At 38.2% G+C, this 11396-nt stretch carries 9 protein-coding genes; 2 read left to right on the top strand and 7 right to left on the bottom strand.

What is annotated here, in order from left to right; all coding sequences use genetic code 11:
* Positions 1-188: 188 nt before the first annotated feature.
* Together kdgK and AC5LW9_RS07520 are read right to left on the bottom strand one after the other, a co-directional pair.
* Positions 189-1124: a 2-dehydro-3-deoxygluconokinase gene (gene kdgK, locus AC5LW9_RS07525; RefSeq protein ID WP_198236643.1), complete on the bottom strand. Its 936-nt coding sequence runs from the start codon at positions 1122-1124 to the stop codon at positions 189-191.
* Positions 1125-1148: 24 nt separating this feature from the next.
* Positions 1149-1619 carry a NanQ anomerase/TabA/YiaL family protein gene (locus AC5LW9_RS07520; RefSeq protein ID WP_334324764.1) on the bottom strand — a complete coding sequence of 157 codons (471 nt, stop codon included), beginning with the start codon at positions 1617-1619 and terminating at the stop codon, positions 1149-1151.
* A gap of 471 nt (positions 1620-2090) precedes the next feature.
* Between AC5LW9_RS07520 and AC5LW9_RS07515 the strand changes: the two genes are divergently transcribed.
* Positions 2091-3017, top strand: a complete 927-nt coding sequence (locus tag AC5LW9_RS07515) for a hypothetical protein (RefSeq protein ID WP_493455562.1) — start codon at positions 2091-2093, stop codon at positions 3015-3017.
* Between the two features lie 18 nt (positions 3018-3035).
* Complete coding sequence (locus AC5LW9_RS07510; RefSeq protein ID WP_198236641.1) at positions 3036-3287, top strand: hypothetical protein; 252 nt, start codon at positions 3036-3038, stop codon at positions 3285-3287.
* A 338-nt stretch (positions 3288-3625) separates the two neighbouring features.
* Here the strand turns inward: AC5LW9_RS07510 and AC5LW9_RS07505 are convergent, their stop codons facing one another.
* From AC5LW9_RS07505 to AC5LW9_RS07485, 5 genes are all read right to left on the bottom strand, one after another.
* Positions 3626-3958 carry a DMT family transporter gene (locus AC5LW9_RS07505; protein WP_198228393.1) on the bottom strand — a complete coding sequence of 111 codons (333 nt, stop codon included), beginning with the start codon at positions 3956-3958 and terminating at the stop codon, positions 3626-3628.
* A gap of 602 nt (positions 3959-4560) precedes the next feature.
* The gene (locus tag AC5LW9_RS07500) at positions 4561-6789 is read right to left on the bottom strand and encodes a prophage tail fiber N-terminal domain-containing protein (protein ID WP_493455561.1); all 2229 of its coding nucleotides are present in this window, start codon (positions 6787-6789) and stop codon (positions 4561-4563) included.
* A gap of 61 nt (positions 6790-6850) precedes the next feature.
* The gene (locus AC5LW9_RS07495; protein WP_493455560.1) at positions 6851-10084 is read right to left on the bottom strand and encodes a TipJ family phage tail tip protein; all 3234 of its coding nucleotides are present in this window, start codon (positions 10082-10084) and stop codon (positions 6851-6853) included.
* Positions 10077-10697, bottom strand: a complete 621-nt coding sequence (locus AC5LW9_RS07490; protein ID WP_493455559.1) for a tail assembly protein — start codon at positions 10695-10697, stop codon at positions 10077-10079. The genes AC5LW9_RS07495 and AC5LW9_RS07490 overlap by 8 nt, the downstream gene beginning before the upstream one ends.
* On the bottom strand, positions 10640-11359 hold the full coding sequence (locus tag AC5LW9_RS07485; protein WP_493455558.1) for a C40 family peptidase: 720 nt from the start codon (positions 11357-11359) through the stop codon (positions 10640-10642). Before AC5LW9_RS07485 ends, AC5LW9_RS07490 begins: the two co-directional genes overlap by 58 nt.
* Positions 11360-11396: the final 37 nt, after the last annotated feature.

Raw genomic sequence — 11396 nt, 5'->3', positions numbered from 1 at the left:
TTTTAAACGAAATGAATTAGAAATAAACTGTATATTATACCAGTAATAATCGATTAAATATACCACATATATAATAGAACACGTTATTGGCTATTATATACTCAAACGTATAGTTAACCTGAAACTTTTTGACAAGATTATTTGCTAAAATAAAAACGGTCTTTAGCGACCGTTTTTAGTCATTTATATTAATCAATTAGTTTTGGAGTTGCATCTAAAGGAATAATCGCACCACGATATTGAATGACCGTACCCGCAACTAAATGGCCTTGTAATGCTGATTGGGAAGGATCTCGCCCACTTAAGCGTGCACCAAGATAACCTGCACTAAATGAATCCCCTGCTGCGGTTGTATCGATAACTTTATCTTTAGCGATTTTATTAGCTGGCACCTCAAAGCGGCCTTCAGCACAATCAACAATGCAGCTATCACTACCTCGTTTGATGATGATTTCAGTTACACCAAAGTTTTTAGTGCGCTCAATTACTTGCTCATAAGGCAATTTACCCCATAGCAAATCTTCATCATCAAGCGTTAAAAATGCAATATCGGTAAAACTCAGAATATCGTTGTAAACACTTCGTGCTAAATCAAGGCTGCTCCATAAACGTGGTCGGAAATTATTATCAAAAATAACCTTACCACCATTAGCTTTAACTCTTTTTAAAAGATCTAATAATTTAAGAATACTTTCCGCATCTAAAATTGCAATACTGATACCACTCAAATAAACATAATCACATCGAGTAATCTGTTCGGCTATCTTGTCTGTTTCGGCAGTTTTTAACCAAAACTTAGCTGCTGCATCATTACGCCAGTAATAAAAAGAACGCTCACCCTGATCATCTGTGACAATTGAGTAAAGTCCTGGCATCTTATCTGACATTCTTTGTACTAAATCAGTTTTAATATGCTCTTTTTGCCAACTATCAACCATCTCTTGGCTAAAAGGATCGGTGCCTAATCCAGTTACATAGTGAATTGCAAAGTCTTTACCTTGTAATAAACGTGATAAATAGACAGAAGTATTAAGTGTATCTCCACCAAAACTGCGTGTTGTCGAATCTTGTTTCATCGACAATTCAATCATACATTCGCCAATAACAGCGATATTTAAAGTCATATTGTACCTATATCCTTGACCTAATTATAAATAATCCAATGCGATTTTAACCACAACTTTACGAACCGTTGTAATCTTATTATTGATAGTACAGAGCGGTTTATGAACTTCGTTGGGTAAAAATACGATGAAATCGTTCGACTGTAATATTAACATGGTTTCTTCTGGGGGTGTTTCGATAAAAGCGATATCATTATCTGCTAATTTGTCGTCTAATACCTTAGTGTGGGGTGGTAAGGTGCTTACTGCCATTCCCTCTTGTCCTTCCAATACAATTTGTACATCAAGGTATTTTTTATGAAACTCAGGATTAGCCTCATGAATATGTCGCAAAGTGCTATCAGACACCATAAAAAACATATTATCGCCATCAATATCATAACGTCCTACTGGCGTATTGCTGTTAACATTATCTTTAACATATTCGATTGATTGCTTAATTTTGGTGGGTAAATATGGGATTAAATCCAAATGATTAATATTACCTAAAATCATACTCAATGATCCTTTACAAATTGATGAAAACAAATAAGGCTAATTGAATTACGCATAACAAAAACTTGCCATGTTAAACTAATTAAATTGATAAAGAGTATATACTTAAGTCGGGCTTTTTTGTAGATCTTAAAACATAAAAACAGTTTATAATCTGCTAACGTTATCAGTTCTCTTTCAATAAAATAAAAAAATCACCGAAAAACGATAAAATGCACATCTTATTTTAGGCTCGATGTGGTTAGTCTACGATAAGATTAACCCTATGATAGATGATAATGAACCTGTTATAAGAATTAAAATAAAAAAACTTTTTATGATTTAGGTAGATAGAGCTAAAATTGTTTTTTTATAATAAAAGAGATGAATTAACAGTATGAAATTCGGATATTAAAACAATCCATTTTTACCTAAATTTAGTATCCATTTATGTGAAAAAATTCAGATAAACCTTTAGGTTGAGTCATAATTATGAATGAATTAGAAAAACTTTGCCAAGATTTAAAAGTCCCCCTCGGTAATGGACAAGATTGGGAATATGAATTAGCGAACGAATATCGAACACCGCAATGGTTAGCTAAATATTTGTCTGTATATCTTGATAATAATTACTCAACATTTCAAAAACACATATTAATGAATTTATGTATCGATATTTGTAATGATTTATTCACCGCTGATCCTAATCAAAATCAACCTATTATTCACCAAGTATTAAATGTCCTTTATAACGATTATGCCAAGCATTGGCAACTTATTGATTATTGGGCATTACCCGATGAACCATTAGAGGATTGCTTTGAGATAACGTCAGAAATAAGGAAACTGAGGCAAAAATATCTTGCAAATGCCCATGAATGGCTTGCTTTAAATCAGGCTCAACAAAATTTATTGATTGCGAAACAGAATTTTCGACAATGTCCTGATTTTTTTGTACAACTACAAATTGCTCTCAATTCTTCATCACAACAAACAAGCGCATTAACATTAATCCATGATGATGGATTGAATGATGATCAATTAAGCCAGTTACTATCCCCCCTTATCAATATTGTTTTAGAAGGCAATGAGGAACCGAGTGTTATTGCACATAAAATATTAGTGAAAAACAAAAATAATCAATCTATTAATCAAAAAATCGCCAATTTAATACTAATTAATTATATTGATGATCTCAATTATTACGATGAGATTATCTATCGTAGAATGACTGAATTGTTGTATGATTTAAATAATTCTTTTTTGATCGAACAGTTTATAAATCGATGTAAAAACATTGATGATCCAGAAGTTGCTCAAAATTATCCTGTGTTTGCTGAGCAGTTAATACCACAAAATAGCACTTTGTCAGAAGATGAATTAAACCAAATCCAAAAAAGAAGTGACAATGTAACCTAACCTACAGGGCAAGCGGATTTGGCGGGTTATATCCATTGTAGTAGTAACAATTTTATTAGGATTGGAACAGAACAACAACGAAACAAAGATATCAAACTGATTGATGCAACAGATGCCGGGCATGATTTTATTACACATGCACACCAAGATATTTCTAAGTTGCTTAATGAAATAAGACGATTAAAAACAGATATTAGTAAAAATAAATTGCCACAAACAAAAAAAGATTTTAGAAATGCTGTAACGCTAAACGTTAAGTACGATAGATAAGTAACAATTTTGCATTCAGACAGCTAGAAAATTAATTCAATTTGAATAATCATCAAAAGTCCTGGTTTAAATTTAATCGATGTAATAATAAATAACATACTGATAATTTCTGTTTATGATGCTGTCCGATTTGAAGAATAGGCTTATTATGAAACTAAAGTGACTTTTCAAGATATAAACCGTTTTTCCAAAAACGATTAAAGCAAATGTTCTATAGTTATTTATCATAGATGAGTCGAAACAGTCATATTACCAATATGAAATAATTGGCTCGGTAATTTTATGAAATAAAGAGATCCAAACTGAGTAATGCACCATTTAATGAATGGTTTTATAATTTAATGTCCTGCTACTTTCGAAAAGAGATTAATGATGACCACACCAAACATAATAAATCCCATACCTATTAAAGCAGCAAGATCTAAAGTCTGTTTCATAAAAATCCAAGCAATTAAACTAATAAGCACAATTCCGATGCCAGACCAGATCGCATAAGCAATTCCGACAGGAATAGTTTTTAATGCTAATGAAAGTACATAAAAAGAAGCGCTGTATCCAATGATAGTAATGATTGAAAAAACCAAATGAGTAAAGCCATTGGATAACTTTAATGAAGAAGTTGCAATCACTTCACAAATAATAGCTAGAAAAAGAAGAAGATATGAATTCATGCTAATACCCATAATTGTTTAAAACGATAGTCTTATTCCTAACTTTCAATAAATCAGGTTTAAAAGCTTGAATTGTTCAATTTGGTAAGCTTATAAGGTATATTATTAAAACCTGCTAGAGTTTTATATCTATATTTTTTATATCTGTATTATTTTTAAATGATAAGTAAACTAGATAGCTACTAACTCTTGAATATCACTGAATAGGATGATTTTTAGTGGTGGGTTGTGAGGGGTTCGAACCCGCGACCAATTGATTAAGAGTGACACACACTCAAAAATCACACAAAATTAATTTATTAAAAATCAACAAATTAAAGAGGTTAGCCGCTCCTATTGATGTATATTTGTTCACTATTTTTTACAGATTTTTACAGATTTTACGGCACAAATACGACACAACAGTTTCAACACATCGCTTCCACATCCAATTAAGTTATTATAACACTCATCAATTTAAAACAGTACCGCCTACCAATTTTTTACAATCCATTTTCTGAAATTTAATTTAATTACATTAATATATCACGAATTATCAAAATAACGCCCGAAAATATCGGGCGAATTATTTGTGTATTAACTATACGTTATTACCACTAGGTTTAGTTATCAGTATAAAAAACCTCAAATTTACTAATTTCCACTAGCATATCTGCAGATTTATTCGCTGGCTGGAATCGGTGTATATTACCTACCACACCTGCTAGAGGTGGAATATGGTCCACACCGTCCCACGAGATTGATTTTGCCAATTTGTCAGCGTGGTAAATATCGATAACTGGAGACCCGTTTTTGTTAAAATAGGATTTGATCGTTACTCGATAAACGCCATCATCATCGGATTTAACTGCTGCGCTCTCTCCCTGTTGCTCAAAATTAACCTCACCTGTTACTGTATTATAACGGTGTTTGTAGATTGATAATGAACCTGAAAAACCGTACAACATGATCCCCGCCAGCTCGTCCTTTTTCCGTCCGTTTCCCTGAACCAAAAAAATACCTGTGCCCGCAGAAAATTTACCCTCCAAACAAATGTTTGTGGTTTTATCCGTATTAAATAACTGCACTACATTTTGACCGTACGGGTCATATACGTCTGGCGAGAACGTTAATGATACCGATTTGGCAGAGTCTTTCGCAGAGGCTGTCACCGTTTGGTGGTCTCGGAATGTCCCCGTTTTTTGTAGTAAATTTTTACAAACAGTTTTGCCCTGATAATTTGCTACAAAATCAAAATGACCACACAAAAACGCCGACGATTGATCACTATCTCCAATTAATTGAATTCGATTTAGACCGTATTGCAATTGTCCAACATAGAACGGAGCGTCGCACACACTGTAATCATTGAATTTTTTGCCTTTAAACCCTGCTGTTTTGGTATAGTTATCACCAGTCAACATATCCGTGATTTTAATAGTCGCGTTACCTGCGTCACTCAATAATCTACGATAGACAATTGACGCGTCTAGATGCTCACACCAAACCCAAATATCGAGAATAGGTTTATTCCGACAGTCAACCCGATCTTTGGACGCAACATAAATATTAATGCCTGGTCGAGTATTGCTGCTGACAGAAACGTCTTTATTTGTGACTATGGAGTTAGCTCGCGGGTCTTGGAAAAATGCCATTTCATACGGGTTATTTTTGTTAATTTTCACTATACGGTTATAGAATACGCTGGCTATCCAACACGCCTGAAACGCGTGCCCTAAATCGCCCCAGTGAGTCAAATCTGGTTGTAATTTAGTGTAATTATACCCGTTTGTATTTTGCGCCACCCACTGTTTAACCGCTGTATTTAAATCCAGATATTGTATGTTTCGGGTTTTTGCAATATATTGTTTGACTCCATTAATTTGATGCAAAAGTTGCAGTTTGTCCCTACCTGATTCTGTGCCGTTTGCTCGAACCACGTTACAGGATAGCAGAATAGGCAACGCACCAAACTCGATTATTGTATCGATTAATCGATTTGTTTCCCGCAACGTGTCCCCTAAAATATCGTTTTTGTTATAGGTCGAATCATTAATACCAAACCCAATCAATACAATATCTGGAACGCCGTAGAATTTGTTATCTATAACACACGTTTTATAGTTGTTGGCCGCCCAGCCGTTATCGATCCGCTGACCAGAAAATCCAGCATTATGAACATGGATTTTGTCATTGTTAAACATTTCACGCAATATTCGCTGAGCCTGAGCTGGCCATGCGTTAGGGGCGTTTAGATTATGATTTGTGCCTGCAACGTTACGTTGCCAACTTGAGGTCGTGTTTCCGTCTGTGGTTGAATCACCGTAACCAACAATATGAACTTCAACCCCAGCTGCCATTTTTGCCACTAAATCGTTTAGCCTGCCGTCGTTGTCCAGTTCGACCCGTAAATTACTCCCGTGATGCCCAATGAGCGCACTGCCGTTAGTGTTAGATAGCTCGTCTAGTTTAGATGTGTCCACTGTTGCTGCAGATTCGCGAGCCTCCGCCGCAGATTTCAGCGCAACATCCCTAGCCTCAAAAACCTGTTTCAAAAATTCAGGCATTGAATCACTGCCTGACGGATTAATTAAATAATCGTTTAACGTTCCGTCGGGCGAATCATTGTATACAGTGATACTGTTTAGATGGTTTTTAGGATAACCCTCTACTGTCAACACAACATCGTATTCGCACGGTTGTAAATCTAGTGAATAATTTCCGTCTATGACACCAATTTTAATATACGTGTCTCCGATCACATTAGCGGTAGTGCGTTTAGCGCGCAGTGTTAGTGTACCGTTAATAGGATTGCCTAGAGCGTCCTGTAAAACGCCTGAAATAATAGCCATGTTTTTCTCCAAATTTAGACATAAAAAAACCGCCACGAGGGCGGTTGTTAGTTTTTGGTTGTTATTTTTTTACTACCATGATTGTTATAAAATCTGGTATACCGTGTGTAAGGTTGTTTCTAGGGGTGCTGGTACTGATATAAAATCTCTCTCCTGCTGGAATATCTCCGTAATAACTCTGTGTGACGGTTAAATTTTGTCTAGACGTTTCAATCGTATACCGACGACTAAAATTCCCGCGCTCATTTCGAATAAAAATTTCTAACAATCCCAAATCCCAGCGGATAATCTCCGAGGAATTACCTATGCCATAATATGCAACCGCTGATAATGTGACTGGCTGAATGTGGAATTCCCTATCGAATGACGCTGGATGAATTGTGATTAACCCGTTTTTTGAGCACGGGTACATTTTTACAATGTCGCCCTCTATCTGCGTGGCGCTCAGCGTCCCGTTTATATGACAATTTTCATCGATAATTACGTTATTTAATCGTCCAGAATCAGCATAAATACTACCCGATATATTAGCTCGTCTAGCGTATAGTGTGCCGTCCTGTTGCAATTCAAATGCTGGCGGGTTGCCTGAGCTAATAATATGCCCCGCCTCGACTGTTCCTCCCCGTACTAGTGGTGACCAAATCTCAGTGCCGGCAATCAGCCTATCGCCTCGCATTGTTCCTGTTGCGATTAAATCGCCATCCAGAAACATTGCAGGCTCTATCCAGTATGACCCGTTATATAGCCGAGCCTCAGAATGCGAAACCCTACCGTCAGCACCTAACGAATAGATGATCAGTGTTGTATCGCGAGCTGGAAAAAATCCAAATTCACGATAAAACATCTGTGTGGCTGTGTCATTGTCTGGGAATTTACCGTCAGCCGTTTGAATTCTAAATATACAGCCTGCGCCATTTTCTGCAGCTAATGTCCTCGTATTAGCGATATACATCTCAGAACGTCCGACAACATTAACCGCATTAACACCGTACCAATATTCGGTATCTGGCGTACAGTCCACGTCAATCATTGACATGGCGCGACCTAGATAATTAGTTTGCGCCTCGACCTCAGCCCTCGTCGCACCTTTGTAAAACTCGAATTGAGTACCCAAACTGGATACAGCAGTCATTACAGGGCGAATTGAGATATTAACCGCGCTCGGCGTGAGTACCAATCCCGATGGCATGGCTGGCGGCAATATTGAAAATGAGATAGTCGTCTCATCGCCTAGTCGTCCGTCCTCGCCAATACCACGAACTGTTGCGTTAAATTTACCCTGCTGTAGGTCCGATATGTAAAACTCCGTTTCAGTAACAACATCACGACTAACCAATTTGTCATCGCGATAGATTTTAACCTCGAATTGGAGATTTTGAATTGTACGAGGAGTTGACCACGATAACCGCGCCTGATACACGTCAGATTCTGGCGTTACCTCCACCTGTAATTGCTCAACGGGAGGAATTGCCCAATTAAATATTGTCGGGCTGTCTGTATCAAATTTAGCGCCTCTGTCAACAATAGCCTCTTTATTCGGGTCATGTTGTAATGCTGTTATTGCGTACGTTCCGTTGTCGTTCTCCCGAATAGAAAGAGCTTTAAATAGTCGTGGTTTGATTTTGTTGTCGTACAGACTCCAAACCGAATACTCATCAGCATCAACAGATTCAGTTAATACGATTTGATTAGGTTTAGGTTGTGCCTGTATCTGGATTTTACGCAAATCGCTATTGGTATCGGTAATACTCAAATACGCGTTTTTGATATTTTTTATTTCAATATCTCTATCTAACGTAATTGTGCTACCGTCTACGGAAATCACTCGACCACCAATAGTTGTGCCCGTATAATCATTATCAGCAATACCAATAATATCGCCGGGCAAATGCCTGATACCCTCACGACCAACCGAAAATGTGACCGTTTGAGTTTCGAGTTTTTCAGTTTGAATTAGCCATTTCCCGACCCTATGAGCCTGACCTCTGGATGTACATCCGAATGCGTCAATATTTGCGACATTTAGACCAAACCGTTTGATTAAATCATCGTCCGCAACATATTCAGTCGCCGTTTCCCAATTGTTATTGGGGTCAATATATCGCACGTATGCAGCTGTATGGCGCTGTTTTAGCGGCGCTGAGGTATACGCAAATTGTCCGTCAACAACATTCGCATTTGAGTAAACCGCAACCATATCACTAGGTCGATCAATTACCACTGAATATTGTGTACCAGTCCAAATGCCCATGCCTCGAAATACTGAACACAAATCATCGATAACGTCTCGTGCTGGTCGCTGCTCTGTTATATGACAACCACAGACAAAACGAGGCTCACGTCCGCCAAATCCATCATCGACGAGCTGGTCGCAGTATTGGGCAACCGCGTACAATGTAAATTTATCAACACCGAATTTGCCGAGTCGCTCACCCAATCCATAACGTTCGTTTGTTATCAGGTTGTACAATATCCACGCAGGATTATCGGTCCAAGCCTGTTTAAAATTACCCGACCAAAAACCGCTGTACTCCCTAGTTTCTGGATTGTAATTGTCAGGCACATCAATAATAAAACCATCTATCAAATAGTTGCGTCTAGGTACACCACTGAATTGTTCTGAGTCGAATTTTAAACCAATTAATGCGGTATTCGGGTGTGAGAATTTGGCGTCATAGATTTCAGTGTATGAACTCCACAACGTGTCGTTTAGTAGTGTTTGAGATTTACTATCAGGTGTATTTCTGACAACACGGATATTAAACGGAGTTTCTGGTAAATCATCTAAAATAACAGAGGTCAGATATTGGGAATTGGTTTTTTTATCAATTAAATTGATATGTTTAACTGTTTGCCACGCATCACCCCTGCCGATCTGCACAGACATTGAAACGTTAGTTCGTTTAGTGTTACCCTTGCTATCTATATATTTCAATGCTGGCACACCAACTGTAACTCGAACCCGATCGACGTTTGGGTCAGTGATTGTTCGAGTAATGGGCGTGGTTGTTTTTACCTGTAGATTTACAGGGATTTCGTTGCCAGTGTATGAGAATCCCTCCAGAGGTAATTGTGTTTGTGTGCCCGTGACCCATTCGGCATAAACTCCCTTGAAATTAAACGAACCATCAGGCGCTTGAACGGGAGTATCATTTAAAAATACGCCCCGCAAATCTCCAACAAGTCCTTTAATTTGTCCCTCACCCAACATATCAACAATTCTAAGACATTGATTTGACTTGAGATTGTCAGGAGCCTCATACGGAGCCTTTGCCTTTTTTGAGCCTTTACCCATGCGACCTCCCTTTTACTGGATAGAGAATTGGCTTGTCGCCAACATTCGACTCCACCTCATCCAACGTTTCTAATTCCTGCGAGAGAACTTTTGAACCCACTTTCATTCGTCCAAAAATCAGCGGAACAGGCGCACCCTGAGCCATTGTGTTGTCCAGATTTGAAAAATAGGTATTTCTATTGCTATCGGTTGATTTTTTTTCGGTTTTCGGTAGCTGGGTGAGCATTTGAGCGACACCGCCGAGCATTAACCCTACGCCAGCCGCAACCAGTCCAAACCCTATCCCTGTTGAAACTCCGACTATCAGCCCGCCAACAACGAGTGCTGCACCAGCAATAAATCCGAATATTCCACCGCTTTTTGCGCCAGCCACATGAGGGACAATATGAATAACAGCATTTTCGGGTAATCTACTATGCAATCCGACCGCTAAATTTTCATCAGTAATATCAACGCCATTGATACGAACGTGAAACCAACCGTCTATAATCCGTTGACGTAATCCAGCTATTTGACAATATAGACCGTTCAATCCCTCTGATGCGGTTTCGACATTCATATCGAATTTATCGCCAAATTGTTTGAGATGGCCGTATAGTCTGATTTTCGCCATTGGTTATGCCTCCAAATTGAATGTGTGTAATTTCGCCAAAAACCACCATACGTATCGCGTTTAGATAGTCGTTCTGGACAGTGATGTAAAATGTATTGATGGCCAATATAGACTGCGGCATGGTTGGGTGTTTCCGAACCGAGACAAACAAGAATAACGTCTCCCTCCTGCAGGTCCTCTGCGTCCACTCGCTCAAACCCGTTTTTAGGCAGCAAATCTAGATAGAGGTTTTGCCCGTTATGCCACCAGTCGTCCTCACGCTCATAGTCTGGTAAATTAATGCCAGCCAGCATGTAGGCATCTCTAACTATTGATAGACAATCGGTTTTACCGTGTTCAAATTCACGACCTAATAGCGGTTTTATGTATCTGAATTTATGAATTTGGTTATCACAGACGAGCCACCAATCGACGGCAGTTTGTTGTTGGTGAATTTGGTCTGACTCGCTGAGGATAGGCGTTCCGTTAGGGTGAGAGTGCACAATAGCTGTAATTTCACCGATTTTTTCAGCCTGAATCCAATCATCAGGCGAGATTTCAAATGTCTCTGTTGGTGTGGGTGATATGTTTTTGCAGGGCATGTACATTTTATTATCAATAACAAAACCGCAGCATTCAGCCTCACCGCATTTTTTAGCGTGATTGAGTATTTTAGTTTTCATTGTATAACCTGATTTTTTAGGGTAGTTATGTAGACGT

This window comes from Gilliamella sp. LMG 34360 (genome assembly GCF_984568995.1).
The sequence above is the reverse complement of the archived record's forward strand: the minus strand, read 5'-3'. Positions and strand labels throughout refer to the sequence as shown.

Excerpts from the sequence above, each read along its gene's own strand:
- AC5LW9_RS07490 (WP_493455559.1), bottom strand. The coding sequence starts at position 10,697 with ATGGCGAAAATCAGACTATACGGCCATCTCAAACAATTTGGCGATAAA.
- kdgK (WP_198236643.1), bottom strand. The coding sequence starts at position 1,124 with ATGACTTTAAATATCGCTGTTATTGGCGAATGTATGATTGAATTGTCG.
- AC5LW9_RS07520 (WP_334324764.1), bottom strand. The coding sequence starts at position 1,619 with ATGATTTTAGGTAATATTAATCATTTGGATTTAATCCCATATTTACCC.
- AC5LW9_RS07515 (WP_493455562.1), top strand. The coding sequence starts at position 2,091 with ATGAATGAATTAGAAAAACTTTGCCAAGATTTAAAAGTCCCCCTCGGT.
- AC5LW9_RS07505 (WP_198228393.1), bottom strand. The coding sequence starts at position 3,958 with ATGAATTCATATCTTCTTCTTTTTCTAGCTATTATTTGTGAAGTGATT.
- AC5LW9_RS07500 (WP_493455561.1), bottom strand. The coding sequence starts at position 6,789 with ATGGCTATTATTTCAGGCGTTTTACAGGACGCTCTAGGCAATCCTATT.
- AC5LW9_RS07485 (WP_493455558.1), bottom strand. The coding sequence starts at position 11,359 with ATGAAAACTAAAATACTCAATCACGCTAAAAAATGCGGTGAGGCTGAA.
- AC5LW9_RS07495 (WP_493455560.1), bottom strand. The coding sequence starts at position 10,084 with ATGGGTAAAGGCTCAAAAAAGGCAAAGGCTCCGTATGAGGCTCCTGAC.